Here is a 19,336-nt window from a genome sequence, read left to right as displayed (position 1 = left end):
GCGCGGCCGCATCACGGTCGCGGCGATGATCTGCATCATGCTGCCGGCGATCTGACCGAACCGCGTGCTTGCGCGGCCCGCCGGCAATGGCTACATCGCGGGCAATCCGAATTAGCTATTGTGCCGACGCAACCGATTCGACCCGAGGTTTTGAAACGCCATGACCGTACGCCTGCATCGCGGTGACCTGCCCGACCTCACGCGCTACACCACAGCGGTGGCGATCGACACCGAGACCATGGGGCTCAACCCGCACCGCGACCGGCTCTGCGTGGTGCAGCTCTCGCCCGGCGACGGCAGCGCCGACGTGGTGCAGATCCCGAAGGGGCACACCGACGCGCCGAACCTGAAGGCCCTGCTGGCCAATCCCGCCATCACGAAGATCTTCCACTTCGCGCGGTTCGACGTCGCGGTGCTGTACCAGACCTTCGGCGTCATGACCGGGCCGATTTATTGCACCAAGATTGCCTCGCGCCTGACCCGTACCTACACCGACCGCCACGGCCTGAAAGACCTCGTGCGCGAGGTGCTCAATGTCGATCTCTCCAAGCAGCAGCAGTCCAGCGATTGGGGTTCCGACAGCCTGACCGAGCCGCAGCTCGCCTACGCCGCCTCGGACGTGCTGCATCTGCATGGCTTGCGCGAACGACTCGATGCCATGCTGGTCCGGGAAGGCCGCACGGCGCTCGCCAAGGCCTGTTTCGACTTCCTGCCGACCCGTGCACTGCTCGACCTCCAGGGCTGGGCGGAGGAGGACATTTTCGCGCATTCCTGAGCCCGGGTCCCCGGTTAGACTCTGGACCGCGCCCCGTTTCGGACACTTTCGCGCGGTCTGTCCAGGCCACGCCAAGCCTGCAACGCCAGCCAGCGACGTCCACGGCTGCATATTGGCGCGGTGAGGGGTACAATGGGACGACCCTCGATCCGGCTTGGCGAGCGACACCTCAGGAGCTCAGGTGAATTCGGCCCATAATCCCACCTACGACGCCGCGCTTGCGGCGAAGTTTGCCAGCGCGGCGCGCCACAGCCGCCTGGTGCGGATTCTCAGGGTTTGGGTCCCCGCGACGGTGGTCGTGGCCATGGCCGTGATCATCTACATCGCGTTCTTCAACAAATTCCGGATTCCCGAGCTGCCGCTCACCGTCGAGAACATGGTGGTGTCGGGCACCAAGATCACGATGGAATCGCCGCATCTGTCCGGCTTCACACCGGATCAGCGGCCCTATGAGCTCTGGGCCAAGACCGCGACGCAGGACATCACCGATCCTGATCACGTCGATCTCAACGACCTCCGTGCGAAAGTGCTGATGGAGGATCAATCCACCCTGTTCCTCGATGCCCGCACCGGCCGCTTCGACAACAAGCAGCAGCAGCTCGATCTGCACAAGGACATCTTCCTGCGCACCTCCACCGGCTACGAGGCGCGGCTGAACTCCGCCTTCGTCGACATGAACAAGGGCACGGTCTCCTCGGACGAGCGTGTCGACGTCAAGCTGACCAACGGCACGCTGACCGCGGATCGCCTGCGAATTACGGAAGGCGGCGACGTCATCCGTTTCGAAGGCAATGTGGTCATGCATCTGGACAAGCTGGATGACCCCGCCGCCGCACAGCCTGCGCCACCCGAGCCCGCGCCGCCGGCAAAGACACGTCCGCCTCAGAACAAGTCTGCCAACTCAAGATGATTTTCATGACCAAGATCTTTTCGCGCAGCGACGACCAGCGGCGCGCCATCGTCAGCGCGGCTGCACTTGCCGTCGGCATTGTTCTGGTCGCCACAGGTGCGGCCATCGCGCAGAACACCATGCAGGGCGTGCCCAACGCGATGCAGGGCTTCTCGCAGAACCGCGATCAGCCGATTCAGATCGAGGCCGCTTCGCTCGAGATGCGCGACAAGAAGAAGGAGGCGACCTTCGCCGGCAATGTGAAGGTCATCCAGGGCGACACCACCATGACCTCGAAGACGCTGGTGGTGTTTTACGAATCGGGCGGCGACAAGCCGGCCACGCCGCCGCAGCCCGCGAAGGGCGCGAAGTCGACGGCGCCGATGCAGTCGGCGCAGCCAGGCCCGGGCGGCAGTTCCTCGATCAAGCGGCTGGAGGCGCACGGCAATGTCGTCGTCACCCAGAAAGACCAGGTGGTGACGGGCGAGACCGCCATATTCGACACCAAGACCAATCTCATCACGATGTTCGGCGGCGGCGCTGGGCAGGTGGTCATGACGCAGTGCAAGAACGTGATGCGTGGCGATCGGCTGAAGGTCGACATGACGACCGGCGTGTCGCGGGTGGAATCTGATAGCGGGAGGGTTCAGGTCTTGCTGCCCCAGGGCGCCGGCAATGATTGCGGTTCGGGCAAGGGCGGCGGAGCAGCGCCTCTGCAATTGCCTGGTGCAAGTAAACCGAAATAAATTCAAAGACTTGGTTCGGATGCAACCGAACCGAGGTTGAAGCTTGGCGGGCGAGACTGTATCTAGCGCCCAGGGCTTTCGAAGCGGGGTCCGCCGCTTTTCGGGCGTGTTTCACTGGGCATGAGACATCCCTTCACTCATGCTGCATCGGCGAATCGAAAGCCCGATGCGGCAGATCGCGCGAATTCGCGCGGGATCGTCGCGCAGGATCGTCGCGAAAGGCTTAGAAGGCGGGGATGGTCGATCTCTTCAGCATGTTCCGTCGGCGCCCCGCCAAGCGCGGCCGGCCAGGATTTGCGCGCCAGGACATCTCCGCGCTCGGTGACAGTGTCGGCGGGCTCGTGGCCAGCCCGATCCGCGATGCGCCGCCGCTCGCCCGCGACCCGGCGCGTGCGCCCGATCAGTTCCAGGCTGACTATCAGGACGGCTACGAAGCCGATTATCACGCCGAGCCCCGCCCGCAGGCGGTTCACCCGGTCAGGGCTGCCGGCAGGTCCAATGGCGCGACCGCGCCTCAGCTCCTGAAGCGGCCGGGTTTCCTGGCTGTGCATAGCGTGGAAAAGGCCTTCGGCAGCCGCCAGGTGGTTCGCGGCGTCAGCATCTATGTGCGCCGCGGCGAAGCCGTCGGCCTGCTCGGTCCGAACGGCGCCGGCAAGACCACCGTGTTCTACATGATCACCGGCCTGATCAAGGCCGATCGCGGCGCGATCGAGCTCGACGGCCACGACGTCACGAAACTGCCGATGTATCAGCGCGCGCGGCTCGGCATCGGCTATTTGCCGCAGGAAGCCTCGATCTTCCGCGGCCTCACCGTCGAGCAGAACATCCGCGCCGTGCTCGAAGTGGTCGAGCCCTCGCGCAAGAAGCGCGAGCAGCAGCTCGACTCGCTGCTCGACGAATTCAACATCACGCGGCTGCGCAAATCGCCGTCGATCGCGCTGTCCGGCGGCGAGCGCCGCCGCGTCGAGATTGCACGCGCGCTGGCGACGCGGCCGAACTACATGCTGCTCGACGAGCCGTTCGCCGGCATCGACCCGATCGCGGTCGGCGACATCCAGGACCTCGTCCGCCATCTCACCAATCGCGGCATCGGCGTGCTCATCACAGACCACAATGTGCGCGAGACGCTCGGCCTCACCGATCGCGCCTATATCGTCTATGCCGGGGAAATCCTGACCGAGGGGAGCCCGGATGAGATCGTGGCCGATCCGGACGTGCGCCGCCTTTACCTTGGCGAGGAATTCCGCCTCTAGCCCGTTTTTGCGTTTCGTCAAGACGTGTACATCGGGCCCGGACTAGGATAAGCAAAAATCGGACCAACTTTTTGGGATCGGTTCTAGCTTCATGGCGCTCACGCAGAGATTAGAGTTCCGGCAGTCGCAGTCGCTGGTCATGACGCCGCAGCTGATGCAGGCGATCAAGCTGCTGCAATTGTCCAATCTCGATCTCACGACCTTCGTGGAAGAGGAACTCGAGCGTAACCCCCTGCTGGAACGGGCCAGTGACGAGGCCCCCGCGGGTGAGACCCCCACGGATGCTGGCCAGTTCAGCGACAGCGACGATTTCGGCGGCGGCAACGCCGATGAGCCCGGCGGCGGTCCCGGCGAGGCGTTCGAGCCGGGCCAGGAAGAATGGATGAGCAAGGATCTCGGCACCCGCGCCGAGATCGAGCAGACCCTGGACACGGGCCTGGACAACGTCTTCTCCGAGGAGCCGGCCGAGGCCGCGGCACGCAACGCCCAGGACGCCGCGCCGACCACCTACACCGAATGGGGCGGCGGCGCCTCCGGTGACGAAGACTACAATCTCGAAGCTTTCGTCGCTGCTGAGATGACACTCGGCGACCACCTCGCCGAGCAGCTCTCGGTGGCTTTCACCGCGCCCGCGCAGCGCATGATCGGCCAGTACCTGATCGACCTCGTCGACGAGGCCGGTTATCTGCCGCCCGATCTCGGCCAGGCCGCGGAGCGCCTCGGCGCATCGCAAGCCGACGTCGAGGGCGTCCTTGCCGTGCTGCAAAAGTTCGATCCGCCCGGCGTCTGTGCGCGCAATTTGAGCGAATGCCTGGCGATCCAGCTCCGCGAGCTCGACCGCTACGACCCCGCGATGCAGGCCCTGGTCGAGCATCTCGATCTCCTCGCCAAACGCGACATCGCCGCCTTGCGCAAGCTCTGCGGCGTCGACGACGAGGACATCGCCGACATGATCGGCGAGATCCGCCGCCTCAATCCCAAGCCCGGCATGAAGTTCGGTTCGGCGCGCCTGCAGACGATGGTGCCCGACGTCTATGTCCGCCCGGGTCCCGACGGCGGCTGGCATGTCGAGCTCAACAGCGACACCTTGCCGCGCGTGCTGGTCAACCAGACCTACTATTCGCAGCTCTCGAAGAAGATCGGCAAGGACGGCGACAAGTCCTATTTCACCGACGCGCTGCAGAACGCGACCTGGTTGGTGCGCGCGCTCGACCAGCGCGCCCGCACCATCCTGAAAGTCGCAACCGAGATCGTGCGCCAGCAGGACGGCTTCTTCACCCATGGCGTGGCGCATCTGCGGCCGCTCAATCTGAAGGCCGTCGCCGACGCCATCCAGATGCACGAATCCACGGTGTCCCGCGTCACCGCCAACAAATACATGGCGACCAACCGCGGCACGTTCGAGCTGAAATATTTCTTCACGGCCTCGATCGCCTCGGCCGACGGCGGCGAGGCGCATTCCGCCGAAGCGGTGCGCCATCACATCAAGCAGCTGATCGATTCGGAGGAGCCGAGCGCGATCCTGTCGGACGACACCATCGTGGAACGCTTGCGCGCTTCGGGCATTGATATTGCCCGCCGCACGGTCGCGAAGTACCGCGAAGCCATGCGCATTCCTTCCTCGGTGCAACGCCGCCGCGACAAGCAGAGCGCCCTTGGTAACGTCCTCTCCACCGCCTTGTCCGATCGCTCGCGCAATCCCGAACCGGCCTGATTGCACTGGCGCGAAATCGCGCTACTCTCGGCTCCCCTTTGCAACCGATCCAAGCACGCGCATGATTCGAAAAAGTGCACAGCGGTCTCCTCTCGCGACCAACGCGGAACGGGTTCGTGGGGAGATCATGCGCAGGGAACGACTTCAGCTGCGGTGACGCGTCGTCGCGGCTGATGAGCAAATCAAGCGAGGCATCCCATGACTCTTCGGATTTCGGGCAAGAGCATCAGCGTCGGCGAGGCCCTGCGCGGCCGCGTCGCCGACCGCACCGACGAGGTGCTGCGCAAATATTTCGACGGCAATTATTCCGGCCACATCACGCTCAGCAAGGACGGCTTCGGCTTCCGCACCGATTGCGCCCTGCACCTCGATTCGGGGATCACGCTCGAGGCCGATTCGAACGCGCCGGATGCCTATGCCAGCGCCGACCAGGCGCTGCTGATGATCGAGAAGCGGCTGCGCCGCTACAAGAACCGGCTCAAGGACCGCTCCGCCCGCAAGGCCCATGTCGCCTCCGAGGCCATGGCTGCGCTCGACGCGACAGCCTACGTGCTGGAGGCGCCCGGCGAGGGCGAGGAGGACGTCACCGGCTACAGCCCCGTGATCATCGCCGAGCAGACCACCTCGTTGAAGCAGCTCTCGGTCAGCGAGGCGGTCATGGAACTCGACCTCAGCGGTGCCCCGTGCCTGGTCTTCCAGCATGGCTCTTCGGGCCGGGTGAACATCATTTACCGCCGGGCGGATGGCAATGTCGGCTGGATCGATCCGCCGGGGGCCAAGGTGGACGGCAAGGTCGATGGCAAGGCGGGCGGTTAGGCGGGGCGGGGCTCCGTACGATCCCGGCCCTTAACAATGACCGTGGCAAAGCCGCACGCGGGAGTTGGCACCGGGATTGCGTTGGAGTAGAAGCCCCCCACATCTGGACTTGGCAGGACTTTGGGCTAAGTCCCCTTCCTGCTTCACGTTATTGACGCTGGCTCGGCTTGGTCTATCAAGCTGGCCAATTCGGAACCTGACGGTTTAATTCACCTCGGAAAGCCTCCATGCCGATTACCGATCTGGTCGCACCCGAGGCGATTCTCCCGGCATTGAAGGTCAACAGCAAGAAGCAGGCCTTGCAGGAGCTCGCGGCCAAGGCCGCCGAGCTGACCGGGCAGAACGAGCGCTCGGTGTTCGAGGTGCTGCTGCAGCGTGAGAAGCTCGGCACCACCGCGGTCGGCTATGGCGTCGCCATCCCGCACGGCAAGCTGCCCAAGCTCGAAAAGATCTTTGGCCTGTTCGCGCGGCTCGACCGCCCGATCGATTTCGAGGCCATGGACGGCCAGCCGGTCGATCTGGTCTTCCTGCTGCTCGCCCCCGAAGGCGCCGGCGCCGATCACCTCAAGGCCCTCGCCCGCATCGCCCGCCTCCTGCGCGACCAGGACATCGCCAAGAAGCTCCGCGCCTCGCGCGATGCGCAGGCGATCTATTCGGTGCTGGCCCTGCCGCCGGCGACCGCGGCGTAAGTCTTCCGGTTCGAACCCGAGCCGCGCCGGCTGCGACCTAATGTCTAGGCCGGGCGCCATGACATGTCTCCGTCAGCTCTGATCGTTGTGCGTCCCGGCGCCGATTTGGCGCGGGAATTTTCAGAGATGATGTGCGGTTCGATCGGTCGGGTTTTTGGTCTGCTTTGCTCCGTGTCCGTGATCACCACGGCCGCAGCGCATGCTGACGAGGCCTCCAACGACCGCGTCATCGCGGAGAAGTCCGAGATCATCGCGGCCGACCCGACGAACGCGGTCGCCTACGAACTGCGTGGCGAAGCCTACTACCTCAAGCACGACTGGAATCGCGCTTTCGAGGATTGCAGTGCTGCGATCCGGATCGATCCGAATTTCGGCCGGGCCTATAATTGCCGCGGCCGCGCTTATTCCGCCAAAGGCGATCGCGATCACGCCATGGCCGACTACAACGAAGCCATTCGTCTCGATCCCGGCTATGGGCCATCCTACACCTCGCGTGCCCAGGAATATTTCAACAAGCGCGACTTCGAGGGCGCGATCGTCGGCTTCACCGAGGCGATCGAACGCAATCCCAAGCAGGTCTATTTTGCCACCGTCATGAGAGGTGAAGCCTACGCCGCGAAGGGCGACACCGACCGCGCCGTCGCCGATTACAACGAGGCGATGCGGCGTAACCCCGCTGCCGCTTGGCCCTACGAGCTGCGCAGCACGATCCATGTCGGGAAGGGCGAAATCGACGCGGCGCTCGACGATTGCAACAGCGCCGTTCGCCTCGAGCCGGGCAAAGCCGGCGGCCATTATTGCCGGGCGGTCATCCTCCTGAAAAAGGACGATGCCGACGGGGCCATCCGGGAGTTTGACGAGGTCACGCGGATGACCCCGGCTTTCGCGAGAGCCTATCTCGCTCGTGCCCTCGCCTGGCACAGGAAGGGTGACGACAAGCGCGCCCTCGCCGATTGCGACGAAGCGGTTCGATTGGAGCCCGCAAATTCGGCGGCCTACAATAACCGTGCCGCCTTGCTTCGCGACATGGGAGAGCACACGCGTGCGCTCGCCGACTACAACGACGCAGTCCGGCTCGATCCGAAGAACCAGGCCGCGCCGGCCAATCGCGGCCTCCTCTACATGATGATGTCGGATCCAAAGCACGCGCGCGCCGATTTCAACAACGTGCTCGCGCTGCCGCCGAACGACAAATGGGCGGTCGACACCGCGCGCGAAGGGCTTGGCTTTCTGAAGTGAATGAGAGTGGCGCGTGTCCCGGACAGCAGCAACGCTTAAGCGTTGCTGCGCAGAGCCGGGACCCAGCGCCTCACGGATTGCGGTCAGCCGCATGGGCCCCGGCTCTGCAGCGCACCGTCGAAGGGACGCTGCGCTGCGTCCGGGGCACGAGAGCTGAGCGTGCGATAGCCTTATACGCCGTCATTGCGAGCGCAGAAGCAATCCAGAGTCTTTCCGCGGAGGGATTCTGAATTGCTTCGCTGCGCTCGCAATGACAAAGCCGAGACGTCATCACACAAATGAAAACGGGCACGCCTTCCTGCGAAGGCATGCCCGCTCAAAATCCTAATCTTCGTGCGACGCTCGCGCGCTCAGTGCACGCTCACCGCTTGCAGCTCGTTGCTCCAGGCGTTGGCGACCGCGGCTTCGCGGCTGTCGGTCAGCATGATCGGCGTGCCGTCGGCGGCGTGGAGCGCGAAGAGCTTGAGGCCCGGCGCGATTTTCGGCGCTTCGGGAAACAGGCCCGGCACGTCTTCCGAGCGGATCTGCTTCACATAGGCGATATGGCCTTCGCCGAGGGTTGCCAGCGTCTCGGGCGAGACGTTCTTGGCTTCGTATTCGAACGCAACGTGACCTTCACTCATGGTCTCGACTCCTCTGGAACACTAAGCGGTCGAGTCCGCTACTCGTTCCATTATTCGTGCTCATTGATAGCGATTGTCTTAACGATCCTCTCCGGTTCAGGCCGGGCCAGATCGATCGACAACAGCCCGTTCTTCAGATCCGCACCCAGCACCAGCATCCCCTCTGCCAGCACGAAGGTGCGCTGGAAGTGGCGCGCGGCGATGCCGCGATGGATGTATTGCCGGGACTTGTCGTCCTGCTGCCGCCCACGGATCACGAGCTGGTTTTCCTCAATGGTTACATCGAGTTGGTCGCGCGTGAATCCGGCGACCGCCAGCGTGATGCGCAAACGCTCGGGCTGGCCGTCCGATCGGTCGCACCTCTCGATATTGTAGGGAGGGTAGCCGTCGGCGCCTTTGACGACGCGATCGAGCACGCGCTCAATCTCGTCGAAGCCCAGAAGGAACGGACTGGATAACGTGGGAACACGAGACATAGTTTACAAAGTCCTCGCAGAAGCGACTTTGGTGTGTCGGGGCCCATAGAGGCGCCCCTTGAGACGCAATATGGGCACGTTCCCGTGTTGGTTCAAGCAGGTAGCCGGGATGCTGTGGATTGGGGGCATGTCGGTCGCCCGTCCATTCTGCTGTCACCCATGTGTCAGCCATGTCTCCGGACGCCTCTCAGTGATGTCGTACGGGCTGAGCCGACAAGCCCGGGCGTGATGGCTTTCCGTCGCGGATTTTTCCCAACGAAAACAAAGCCCCCTCTACTGTGCATGGGGTTGTTTTCGTAATTTTGGTTTGGGAGGCCTCGGAACCCTCAGGCCTCGAGCCGCGTCCGGCCGTCGCCGCTGAACAAATGCAGCTTGCTGCGTACCGCAGCGACTCGGATTTTCGCGCCGATGGCGGGGGCATCGGTTCCGGGAATGCGGACGATGATCTCGCCGGGCGGCAGCTCCCCGGGCGTGGCGGCGAGGTGCTGCTCTTCCTGCTCGCGCGAGCCATAGACGAAAGTTTCTGCGCCGACGCGCTCGATCGCTTCCACGGTCAGCGGCAAGGCGACGCCGCCCGCCGGGGTCTGGTCGGTGATGACGAAGTCTTCCGGACGGATGCCGAGAATGCCGGCATCGGCAGCACTGCTGCCGGCGAGCTGCGCGCGGATTTCCTCGGGCCGCGTCGACATCAGATTCATCGGCGGCGCGCCGATGAAGGAGGCGACGAAGGTGGTCGCCGGCTTCTCGTAGATCGCCAGGGGATTGCCGACCTGCTCGACCTGGCCGCCATTCATCACGACGAGAATGTCGGCGAGCGTCATCGCCTCGAGCTGGTCGTGGGTGACGTAGATCGAGGTCGTGTTGAGCCGGCGCTGCAATTTGCGGATCTCCACCCGCATCGCGATGCGCAGTTTTGCGTCGAGATTCGACAGCGGCTCGTCGAACAGGAATACCTTCGGCTGGCGCACGATGGCGCGGCCCATGGCGACGCGCTGACGCTGGCCGCCGGAGAGCTGGCGCGGCTTGCGCTCCAGCATCGGCGACAGCTCGAGCACGCGCGCGGCTTCCTCGACGCGGGTCTTGATCTCGGCCTCCGCCATGCCGCGGTTGCGCAGGCCGTAAGCCATGTTGTTGTAGACGCTCATATGCGGATAGAGCGCGTAGTTCTGGAACACCATCGCGATGTCGCGATCGGCGGGCTCGACCTGGTTGACGACCTTGCCGCCGATGTCGATCTCGCCGCCGGTGACGGTCTCCAGGCCCGCGACCATGCGGAGCAAGGTCGACTTGCCGCAGCCGCTTGGTCCGACCAGCACGCAGAACTGTCCGTCGCCGACATCGACGTTGACGCCCTTGATGGCCTCGAAGCCGCCGGGATAGGTCTTGCGGACGTTGCGCAGGGTGACGTTAGCCATGAAAACTCGCTTCTTACTTTTCCGTCTCGACCAGCCCGCGCACGAACAATTTTTGCATCACGACGACGACGAACACCGGCGGCAGCATGGCCAGCACGGCGGTCGCCATCACGATCGGCCATTCGGTCAGCGCGTCGGTGGTGGTGATCATCTTGCGGATGCCGACCTGGATGGTCTGCATGTCGTCGCGGGTGGTGATGAGCAGCGGCCAGAGATATTGATTCCAGCCGAGGATGAACAGGATCACGAACAGCGCCGCCATGTTGGTGCGCGACAGCGGCAGCAGCGTATCCCAGAAGAAGCGCAAAGGGCCGGCGCCGTCGATGCGCGAGGCCTCCAGGAGTTCGTCCGGCACGGTCATGAAGAACTGGCGGAACAGCAGCGTCGCCGTGGCCGAGGCGATCAGCGGCAGCGCGAGGCCCGCATAGCTGTCGAGCATGTGCAGGTCGGCGACGATCTTGTAGGTCGGATAGATGCGCACCTCGACCGGCAGCATCAGGGTGATGAAGATCAGCCAGAAGATCGGCATGCGGAGCGGAAAGCGGAAATACACGATCGCATAGGCCGAGATGATCGAGATCGCGATCTTGCCGACCGCAATCATCAGCGCCATCACCAGCGAGTTCAGCATCATGTGGCCGACCGGCTCGCGGGTCGAGCCGCTCGTGCCGACGAAGATGGTCTGGTAGTAGGTCTCGAAGAAATGACCGCCGGGCAGCAGCGACATCTGCCCGTTCGCGATCAGCGCGTTCTCCTGCGTCGAGGCGATGATCGCGATGTAGACCGGGAACGCGACGATCGCGATCCCGATCCAGAGGATGACGTGGGCGACATAGCGCCGAAAGCCCTCTTCCTCGACCATCAGTACGTCACCTTGCGTTCGACGAAGCGGAACTGGATGCCGGTGAGCACGATGACCATGATCATCAGGACCACCGATTGCGCCGCGGAGCTGCCGAGATTGCCGCCGAGCAGGCCGTCGGAATAGACCTTGTAGACCAGCGTTTCCGTCGACTTGCCGGGGCCGCCGCGGGTCATGGTGTCGATGATGCCGAAGGTGTCGAAGAAGGCGTAGACGATGTTGACGACCAAGAGGAAGAAGATGGTCGGCGACAGCAGCGGGAAGGTCACGGTCCAGAACCTTCGCATCGGGCGGGCACCGTCGATCGCGGCGGCTTCGAGCACGCTGCGCGGGATGCTCTGCAGGCCGGCGAGGAAGAACAGGAAATTGTAGGAGATCTGCTTCCAGGCGGCGGCGAGGATGATCAGCGTTGCGGCCTGGTCGCCGTCGAGCAGCGGATTCCAGTCGATGCCCAGGGCGCGCAGATAACGCGCGATCACGCCGAGCGAGGGATGCAGCATGAAGATCCAGAGCACGCCGACGACCGGCGGCGCCACGGCATAGGGCCAGATCAGCAGCGTGCGATAGAGCATCGAGCCGCGCAGCGGCTTGTCGGCCATGACCGCGAGCAGCAGCGCGAACGACAGCGACGAGACCGCGATGGCGAACGAGAAGAAGAAGGTGCGGAGGATCGATTCGAAATAGGCGGAATCCCCGAACAGCTCGACGTAATTTTCGAACCAGACGAAGGTGGTCGACAGGCCGAAGGCGTCCTGCTGCAGGAAGGACTGGATCACGGCCTGCAGGGCCGGCCAGTAGAAGAAAATCAGGACGATCGCGAGCTGCGGCGCAACGAGCGCATACGGCAACAGCTTTGATTGGAAAATGGCTTGCTTTTGCATGATGTCCGCAGGAGTGGCAGGCCGGGTTGCCCGGCCTGCCATCCGTGACCTTACTTGACGGCGGTCTTTTCGAACTGACGCAGCATGGTGTTGCCGCGCTCGACGGCCGCGTCCAGCGCCTGCTTGGCGGTCTTCTTGCCGGCGAGCGCCTGCTCGATCTCTTCCGCCCAGACGTCACGCAGCTGAACCATGTTGCCGAGGCGAAGGCCGCGGGAGTTCTCGGTCGGCTCCTTGTTGGTCAGCTCGAGCAGCGGGGTCTCGAGATAGGGCTGGTCCTTGTAGAACCCTTCCGCCTTGGCCTTCTCGTAAGCCGCCTTGGTGATCGGCAGGTAGCCCGAGGCCTTGTGAATATAGACCTGGCGATCGGTGTCCGAGAGGAACGTCAGGAATTTTGCAACGCCCTTGTACTCCTCGGCCGGCTTGCCGCCCATGACCCAGAGCGAAGCGCCGCCGATGATGGAGTTCTGCGGCGCGCCCTTCGCGTCGGGGTAATAGGGCATCGGCACCGCGGTGAAGGCGAACTTGGCCTGCGCCTTGACGTTGCCGAAGAATGCCGACGAGGTCAGATAGAGCGGACATTCGCCCGAGGTGAAGCGGCCCTCGCCGGTGTTGGTGCGGCCGGCATAATCGTAGGTCTTGTCCTTCTGCAGCTCGACCAGCTTCTCGAGATGCTTGACCTGGAGCGGACCATTGAACTCGAGCTTGGTGTCGAAGCCGTCGAGGCCGTTGGCCTTGCTCGACAGCGGCACGTTGTGCCAGGCGGAGAGCTGCTCGAGATTGACCCAGGTGACCCAGGAATTGGAGAACCCGCAGGTCGCATGACCGTTGTCATGGAGCTTCTTGGCGGCCTCAAACGTTTCGGGCCAGGTCTTTGGGATCGCGACATTGGCCTTCTTCAGCTCGTCGAGATTGACCCACATGACGGTCGACGACGAGTTGAAGGGGAACGAGAGCATCTCGCCCTTCGAGGTGGAGTAGTAGCCGGTGATGGCGGGCAGGTAGATCTTGGGATCGAACTTTTCGCCGGCCTCGGCCATCAGCTTGTAGACGGGCTTCACGGCGCCGGTCGCGGCCATCATGGTGGCGGTGCCGACCTCGAACACCTGCATGATGTGCGGCGCGTTGCCGGCGCGGAACGCCGCGATGCCGGCATTCATCGTATCGGCGTAGTTGCCCTTGTAGGTCGGGATCACCTTGTAATCGCTCTGCGACGCGTTGAAGTCGTTGGCGAGCTTGACGATGACGTCGTTGTTGGCGCCGGTCATCGCGTGCCACCACTGGATCTCGGTCACGGCCAATGCCGGCGAGGCGCCGAGACCAACCGTGAGTGCAACAGCAGCAGCCGTGCCAAAATGTCGAAGAGCCATCAAGAAAACCTCCCTTGCCCGTCACTAAAGAAGCGCTTGCGCTAGCAGTGCCATATGACGTTCACATGACTGTGTAAGCGGGAGAAACGAAAGCAGCAAGCGCTGCTAAATGGGAAGTCGTCAAATAGGCGAAGAGGCCACAGCCAGCCTCCTCCGTTCGCGGTGCACTATCGTGCCCGCGCCGCACTGCGGCATCATTCGTTGGACGGAGGTGGCCTCTACCGCTTGCGCTCGGGGCCGCAGACCGTGCCCTTTTCGACCATCGCGTCGATCTCGGCCCTGGAGTAGCCGAACTCGCCCAGCACCTCGGCTGCGTGCTGGCTGAATTTCGGCGGCAGCCGGCGCAGGCTCGGCTTGCTGCGGTCGAGCCGGATCGGGGAGGCGACGCCCTTGTACCAGTCCTTCTCGATGATATCGCCGCGCGCGATCGTGTGCGGATTGGTCAGCGCCTGGTCGATCTTCTGCACGGGCCCTGCGGGCAGGCCCGCGGCGAGCAGGCGATTGCACAGCGGCTCGGCCTCGTGCTGGCTGAACACGGCGGCAAGCTCGGCGCGCAGCGCCTCGCGGTTGGCGATGCGGTCCTTGTTGCGGGCAAAGCGCGGATCGGTGCCGAGCTCGGGCTTGCCGATCTCCTTGGCGAGCTTGCGGAAGGTGCCGTCATTGCCGACGCCGATGAAGATGTTGTCGGTTTTCGTCGGGAAGATCGCGTAAGGCACGAGGTTCGGGTGCTCGTTGCCGGTGAGCGAGGGCGGCTTGCCATGCATGAAATAATTCGCGGTGTGCGGATGCATGATGGCAAGGCCGGTCTCGTACAGCGTGGTCTCGAGGAATTGGCCCTGGCCCGAACGCTGCCGCTCCGACAGCGCCATCAGGATGCCGATCGCCGCATAAAGGCCGGTGGTGATGTCGACCAAGGGCACGCCGATCCGCATCGGCCCGCTCTCGGGCGAGCCGGTCGCGGCGATCATGCCGGTCATGGCCTGGATGATGGCGTCATAGCCGGGATTGCCGCCACGCGGACCGTCGGCGCCGAAGCCGCAGATCCGGCAATGCACGAGACGCGGGAATTTCCTACTGAGGACGTCGTTGCCGATGCCCCATTTCTCCAGCGTGCCCGGCTTGAAATTCTCGATCAGGACGTCGGCTGTCTCCAGCATCTTGAGCAGCACGATGCGGCCGCCCTCGGAGGCGAGGTCGAGGCCGATCGAGCGCTTGTTGCGGTTGATGCCGACGAAATAAGCCGCGTCCTCCTCGTGGAAGGGAGGACCCCATTCGCGCACCTCGTCGCCGGCGGGCGGCTCGACCTTGATCACGTCGGCGCCGTGGTCGGCGAGGATCTGGGTGCAGTAGGGACCGCCGAGCACGCGCGTGAGATCGATGACGCGCAGTCCGCTCATGGCACCTGTGGCGGCTTCAGAACTCATTGCCTTCGCTTCCCCTGTGTCGATCTTTGGTCACAGGCCTAGCGAGGTTTGTTTGCGCCAGCAATGGGCCCTCGCGTAGGGCCATATGCGCCGCCGAGCGTCAGTCCCGCGGCGTGGCAAATCAACGCAAGTGGCCGGCCCGAGGGGGATCTCGGGCCGGCCAATCCGCCGTTCCGATCAGACGACCGTCAGGCGAACGTCGACATTGCCGCGCGTGGCGTTGGAATAGGGGCACACCTGGTGGGCCTTTTCGACCAGTGCTTCGGCCTCCGCGCGGGCGAGGCCCGGCAGCGAGACCGCGAGGTCGATATCGAGGCCGAAGCCGCCCTCGGAGCGCGGGCCGATACCGACGGTCGAGGTGACGGAGGCGTCGGCGGGAACCTTCGGGCCGCCCTGCGAGGCCACGAACTTCATCGCGCCGATGAAGCAGGCGGCATAGCCGGCCGCAAACAGCTGCTCGGGATTGTTGCCGGCGCCGCCGCCGCCGCCGAGCTCCTTCGGCGTGGTGAGCTTGACGTCGAGGGCGCCGTCGAGGGTCGCAGCATGGCCGTCGCGGCCGCCGGTGGCCTTGGCGCTGGTCTTGTAGAGGACGTTCACGGACATTGTCGTCTCCCTGGGGTCTTGGGGTGGGGGTGCGATCTATATCGCAGACAATTAGATTGTGCGCAATTGAAACTTCGCCGTCTCACATTTAATTGTTCGCAATTGAATGTGCCGGCGCGCGGCGCCAGAATGAGACAAGTCCCAAAGAGATTCCCATGCCCCGAAAATCATCGGCAGCGGACGCGCCGCTGCGGCTCGACAACCAGATCTGCTTCGCGGTCTATTCGGCCGCGCATGCCTTCAACCGCGTCTACAAGCCGCTGCTGGACCGGCTCGGCCTGACCTATCCGCAATATCTGGTGATGCTGGTGCTATGGGAGCGCGACGACGTGCCGGTCAAGGACATCGGCGAGCGGCTGTTCCTGGATTCGGGCACCCTGACCCCGCTGCTGAAACGGCTGGAAGCGGCGCATCTCGTGAAGCGCACCCGCTCCAGCGAGGACGAGCGCCAGGTCCTGATCGCGCTGACGGCGCAAGGCCATGCCCTGAAGGAGAAGGCGCGTGCCGTGCCGCAATCGATCCTGGCGGCGTCGGATTGCTCGGTGTCGGAGTTGGTGGCGATGAAGGACGAGATCGTGGCGCTCAGGGATCGGCTGAATGCGGTGATCGGGAAGTAGCGTTTCGCCAGAGCCGGCTTTGCCTTCGAAGCGGGCGAAGGCTGGTGGAGCCAGGCGGGATCGAACCGCCGACCTCTTGCATGCCATGCAAGCGCTCTCCCAGCTGAGCTATGGCCCCTTAGTCCTTAACGGGGTGAAATCTGGTGGATCACCCCAACCGGCGAGTCCTGGCGACTCGCGCGGTGCACCCTTTTTCACAGATCAGGACTGATCTCAAGTCTCTTCATCACCTCCGACATCACCAATGATGTCGGTAACGTCCTCATCGCCCTCTTCTTCATCGGCAATGAAGGTCGAATCATCGTCATCGTCGTCGTCGAGGGTCTCGTCGACCTCGATATCGTCCTCGGATTCGGGCACCACGGCCTTGACCTTGCCGGTGTTCTCCTCGGCGTCGGCCTCCTCGAGCGAGACCTCTTCGACCTCTGCCGGCTCGGGCGCAGCATCCGCTGTCGCCGCGTGCCGGGCTTCGGCGCCACGGGGCATACGCGCCGGCGCCACCGGGGCAATCGGCACGACTTCGCCGGTATAGGGCGAGATCACCGGATTCTTGTTGAGGTCATAGAACTTCTTGCCCGTGGTCGGGCAAATACGTTTGGTTCCGAGTTCGGACTTGGCCACGGCAGGAATCCTGGGAATGTCTGAAAAGCGGTGTTTCACTTGGCTAGTTGGCGGCCCGCTGTCAATAGCGCATTACGGGAGAACGACATGCCCGTGACGGGGCGCGGACCATGTGGTACCTGCGCCGCAGTCCCCTCAGGGCTCATCCAAGGACACAATCTTGACTCATTCCGACCAACCGAGGCCGCTTCAGTCTCGCGCCAGCGGTCCCCTGACCGGGAAAGTACGGGTGCCCGGCGACAAGTCGATCTCCCACCGCGCGCTGATCCTGGGCGCGCTCGCGGTCGGCGAGACCAGGATATCGGGCCTGCTCGAGGGTGAGGACGTCCTCAACACCGCCAAATCCATGCAGGCGCTGGGCGCCAGGGTCGAGCGCACCGGGGATTTTGCCTGGAAGGTCAACGGCGTGGGCGTTGCGGGCTTCGCCACGCCCAAGACCCCTCTGGATTTCGGCAACTCCGGCACCGGTTGCCGGCTGGTCATGGGCGCCGTCGCCGGCTGCCCGATCTCGGCGGTTTTCGACGGCGATGCCTCGCTGCGCAGCCGCCCCATGCGCCGGATCCTCGATCCCCTGGAAAAGATGGGCGCGAAGGTCATTTCCGGCGGCGAGGGCGGCCGCCTGCCCCTGACCCTTCAGGGCGCGCGCGATCCGCTGCCGATCACCTACACGACCCCGGTCGCCTCGGCCCAGATCAAGTCGGCGGTGCTGCTGGCCGGCCTTGCCGCACCGGGCACCACGACCGTGATCGAGAGCGAGGCCAGCCGCGACCACACCGAGTTGATGCTCAAGCATTTTGGCGCCGACATCACCTCGGCGCAGGAAGGCCAGCACGGCCGCCGCATCACGCTCAAGGGCCAGCCCGAACTGCATGGTGCCACCGTCGTGGTGCCCGCCGATCCGTCCTCGGCGGCCTTTCCGGTCGTCGCAGCGCTGATCGTCGAGGGCTCGGATGTCGTCCTGTCCGATGTCATGACCAACCCGCTGCGCACCGGTCTTTTCACGACGCTGCGCGAGATGGGCGCTTCGATCGAGGAAAGCGAGGTCCGTCGTGACGCCGGCGAGCCGATGGCGCAATTGCGCGTGCGCGCCTCGAAACTGCGCGGGGTCGAGGTGCCGTCCGAACGCGCGCCATCGATGATCGACGAATATCTGGTGCTGGCCGTGGCGGCGTCCTTCGCCGAAGGCACGACGATCATGCGCGGCCTCCAGGAGCTGCGCGTCAAGGAATCCGACCGGCTGGAGGCCACCGCCGCCATGCTGCGCGTCAACGGCGTGACGGTCACCATTTCCGGCGACGATCTCATCGTCGAGGGACGCGGCCACGTTCCCGGCGGCGGCACCGTCGCCACCCACATGGACCATCGCATCGCGATGTCGGCGCTGGTGATGGGTTGCGCCTCCGATCAGCCCGTGACCGTCGACGACACCGCCTTTATCGCCACGAGTTTCCCGGACTTCATTCCGATGATGCGTTCTTTAGGGGCCGAGTTTTCATGATCATCGCCATCGACGGGCCCGCGGCCTCGGGCAAGGGGACGCTCGGCAAGCGTCTTGCGCACCATTACGGCTATCGTCATCTCGATACCGGCGTGATCTACCGCGCGGTGGCCTATGCCCTGATGCAATCAGGTCATGATCTCCGCGACGAGGCCGCCGCGGTGCAGGCCGCCCTGGAGCTCGATCCCGAAAAGTTCGGCAATCCCGCCCTGAAGACCCAGAAGGCCGGCGAGGGCGCCTCGATCGTCTCGGCGATCCCCAGGGTTCGCGAGGTCCTGGTCAATTTCCAGCGGCAATTCGCCGCCGATCCGCCCGGCGCCGTGCTTGATGGCCGGGACATTGGAACCGTGATCTGCCCCGATGCCGACGTGAAGATCTTCGTCGTCGCCGACCCCAAGGTCCGCGCCCGCCGCCGGACCATGGAAGCCAAGGCCAGGGGCGAGGAGGCCGACGAAGCCGCCGTGCTCGCCGATATCATCCAGCGCGACGAACGCGACAAGAACCGGCCGATTGCGCCTTTAAAGCCCGCCCCGGATGCTTACTTGCTAGATAACTCCCAACTGGATATAGAGAGCGGCGTCCGGGCCGCCATCGACATTATCGAGGCCGTCCGAGCGGGCCGGTCGCGGGGTTAAGCCGCCGCCGTCATTGGAGGAAGTGCCCGCTCCCGCTCTTTGAGGTCGATACGTCAGGTCCCTGTTTCGGGACCGGCGCGATCCAGGCTCCGGACACAAGATTTCCACGTATCGAACGCGCGGGCCTCAGCCGGCCCGCTTCCGCCGTTCCGGTGTCAAGCCGGGGCTGCGAGCGGTCGCTCGAAGGTTCTGC

At 64.3% G+C, this 19,336-nt stretch carries 20 protein-coding genes and 1 tRNA gene; 11 read left to right on the top strand and 10 right to left on the bottom strand.

Translation table 11 applies throughout. The annotated features are described in order from the left end of the window. Positions 1 to 160 precede the first annotated feature (160 nt). The 8 genes from AC0WRY_RS00580 (at position 161) to AC0WRY_RS00545 (ending at position 8,121) form a co-directional block, all read left to right on the top strand. Complete coding sequence (locus AC0WRY_RS00580; RefSeq protein WP_194405193.1) at positions 161 to 775, top strand: ribonuclease D; 615 nt, start codon at positions 161 to 163, stop codon at positions 773 to 775. A gap of 181 nt (positions 776 to 956) precedes the next feature. Continuing rightward, on the top strand, positions 957 to 1,685 hold the full coding sequence (gene lptC, locus AC0WRY_RS00575; RefSeq protein WP_194405192.1) for an LPS export ABC transporter periplasmic protein LptC: 729 nt from the start codon (positions 957 to 959) through the stop codon (positions 1,683 to 1,685). Further along, positions 1,682 to 2,410, top strand: coding sequence for an LptA/OstA family protein (locus tag AC0WRY_RS00570; protein WP_371746233.1), 729 nt, complete (start codon positions 1,682 to 1,684; stop codon positions 2,408 to 2,410). The genes lptC and AC0WRY_RS00570 overlap by 4 nt, the downstream gene beginning before the upstream one ends. A 236-nt stretch (positions 2,411 to 2,646) precedes the next feature. Next, positions 2,647 to 3,663 (top strand): LPS export ABC transporter ATP-binding protein, encoded by a 1,017-nt coding sequence (gene lptB / locus AC0WRY_RS00565; protein WP_491122542.1) that lies wholly within the window; start codon positions 2,647 to 2,649, stop codon positions 3,661 to 3,663. 91 nt (positions 3,664 to 3,754) lie between these two features. Next, on the top strand, positions 3,755 to 5,377 hold the full coding sequence (gene rpoN, locus AC0WRY_RS00560) for an RNA polymerase factor sigma-54 (RefSeq protein ID WP_194405189.1): 1,623 nt from the start codon (positions 3,755 to 3,757) through the stop codon (positions 5,375 to 5,377). 198 nt (positions 5,378 to 5,575) lie between these two features. Beyond that, a complete protein-coding gene (hpf, locus tag AC0WRY_RS00555) occupies positions 5,576 to 6,193 on the top strand; it encodes a ribosome hibernation-promoting factor, HPF/YfiA family (protein ID WP_211415263.1) in 618 nt (205 codons plus the stop codon). 227 nt (positions 6,194 to 6,420) lie between these two features. After that, positions 6,421 to 6,882 carry a PTS IIA-like nitrogen regulatory protein PtsN gene (gene ptsN, locus AC0WRY_RS00550; RefSeq protein WP_008141251.1) on the top strand — a complete coding sequence of 154 codons (462 nt, stop codon included), beginning with the start codon at positions 6,421 to 6,423 and terminating at the stop codon, positions 6,880 to 6,882. Between the two features lie 171 nt (positions 6,883 to 7,053). After that, on the top strand, positions 7,054 to 8,121 hold the full coding sequence (locus tag AC0WRY_RS00545; protein WP_491122541.1) for a tetratricopeptide repeat protein: 1,068 nt from the start codon (positions 7,054 to 7,056) through the stop codon (positions 8,119 to 8,121). Positions 8,122 to 8,471: 350 nt separating this feature from the next. Here the strand turns inward: AC0WRY_RS00545 and AC0WRY_RS00540 are convergent, their stop codons facing one another. The 8 genes from AC0WRY_RS00540 to AC0WRY_RS00505 all read right to left on the bottom strand — a co-directional run bounded on the left by AC0WRY_RS00540 (position 8,472) and on the right by AC0WRY_RS00505 (position 15,772). Beyond that, on the bottom strand, positions 8,472 to 8,744 hold the full coding sequence (locus tag AC0WRY_RS00540) for a BQ00720 family protein (RefSeq protein WP_011083553.1): 273 nt from the start codon (positions 8,742 to 8,744) through the stop codon (positions 8,472 to 8,474). Positions 8,745 to 8,794: 50 nt separating this feature from the next. Then, positions 8,795 to 9,220, bottom strand: a complete 426-nt coding sequence (locus tag AC0WRY_RS00535; RefSeq protein ID WP_028133593.1) for an Hsp20 family protein — start codon at positions 9,218 to 9,220, stop codon at positions 8,795 to 8,797. Between the two features lie 326 nt (positions 9,221 to 9,546). Beyond that, the gene (locus AC0WRY_RS00530; protein WP_194405187.1) at positions 9,547 to 10,635 is read right to left on the bottom strand and encodes a sn-glycerol-3-phosphate import ATP-binding protein UgpC; all 1,089 of its coding nucleotides are present in this window, start codon (positions 10,633 to 10,635) and stop codon (positions 9,547 to 9,549) included. Between the two features lie 13 nt (positions 10,636 to 10,648). After that, positions 10,649 to 11,497 (bottom strand): sn-glycerol-3-phosphate ABC transporter permease UgpE, encoded by an 849-nt coding sequence (ugpE, locus tag AC0WRY_RS00525; RefSeq protein WP_194405186.1) that lies wholly within the window; start codon positions 11,495 to 11,497, stop codon positions 10,649 to 10,651. Beyond that, on the bottom strand, positions 11,497 to 12,378 hold the full coding sequence (gene ugpA, locus AC0WRY_RS00520) for a sn-glycerol-3-phosphate ABC transporter permease UgpA (RefSeq protein ID WP_194405185.1): 882 nt from the start codon (positions 12,376 to 12,378) through the stop codon (positions 11,497 to 11,499). Before ugpA ends, ugpE begins: the two co-directional genes overlap by 1 nt. A 50-nt stretch (positions 12,379 to 12,428) precedes the next feature. Further along, on the bottom strand, positions 12,429 to 13,745 hold the full coding sequence (gene ugpB / locus AC0WRY_RS00515; protein ID WP_194405184.1) for a sn-glycerol-3-phosphate ABC transporter substrate-binding protein UgpB: 1,317 nt from the start codon (positions 13,743 to 13,745) through the stop codon (positions 12,429 to 12,431). Positions 13,746 to 13,963: 218 nt separating this feature from the next. Further along, complete coding sequence (locus AC0WRY_RS00510; protein WP_246776386.1) at positions 13,964 to 15,169, bottom strand: CaiB/BaiF CoA transferase family protein; 1,206 nt, start codon at positions 15,167 to 15,169, stop codon at positions 13,964 to 13,966. Positions 15,170 to 15,346: 177 nt separating this feature from the next. Then, positions 15,347 to 15,772, bottom strand: coding sequence for an organic hydroperoxide resistance protein (locus AC0WRY_RS00505; RefSeq protein ID WP_061023501.1), 426 nt, complete (start codon positions 15,770 to 15,772; stop codon positions 15,347 to 15,349). 155 nt (positions 15,773 to 15,927) lie between these two features. Between AC0WRY_RS00505 and AC0WRY_RS00500 the strand changes: the two genes are divergently transcribed. Next, on the top strand, positions 15,928 to 16,389 hold the full coding sequence (locus AC0WRY_RS00500; protein ID WP_491122540.1) for a MarR family winged helix-turn-helix transcriptional regulator: 462 nt from the start codon (positions 15,928 to 15,930) through the stop codon (positions 16,387 to 16,389). A 42-nt stretch (positions 16,390 to 16,431) separates the two neighbouring features. Here the strand turns inward: AC0WRY_RS00500 and AC0WRY_RS00495 are convergent. Beyond that, positions 16,432 to 16,507, bottom strand: a tRNA-Ala gene (locus AC0WRY_RS00495). Positions 16,508 to 16,602: 95 nt separating this feature from the next. Further along, positions 16,603 to 17,010, bottom strand: coding sequence for a TIGR02300 family protein (locus tag AC0WRY_RS00490; RefSeq protein WP_028133602.1), 408 nt, complete (start codon positions 17,008 to 17,010; stop codon positions 16,603 to 16,605). 160 nt (positions 17,011 to 17,170) lie between these two features. On the opposite strand from AC0WRY_RS00490, the gene aroA reads away from it, so the two are divergent. Further along, on the top strand, positions 17,171 to 18,508 hold the full coding sequence (aroA, locus tag AC0WRY_RS00485; protein WP_194405182.1) for a 3-phosphoshikimate 1-carboxyvinyltransferase: 1,338 nt from the start codon (positions 17,171 to 17,173) through the stop codon (positions 18,506 to 18,508). Further along, on the top strand, positions 18,505 to 19,143 hold the full coding sequence (cmk, locus tag AC0WRY_RS00480; protein ID WP_194405181.1) for a (d)CMP kinase: 639 nt from the start codon (positions 18,505 to 18,507) through the stop codon (positions 19,141 to 19,143). The genes aroA and cmk overlap by 4 nt, the downstream gene beginning before the upstream one ends. The last annotated feature ends 193 nt before the right edge of the window (positions 19,144 to 19,336 follow it).

The sequence above is a fragment of the Bradyrhizobium sp. T-12 genome (genome assembly GCF_058314695.1).
This window is presented reverse-complemented; position numbering and strand designations above follow the sequence as displayed.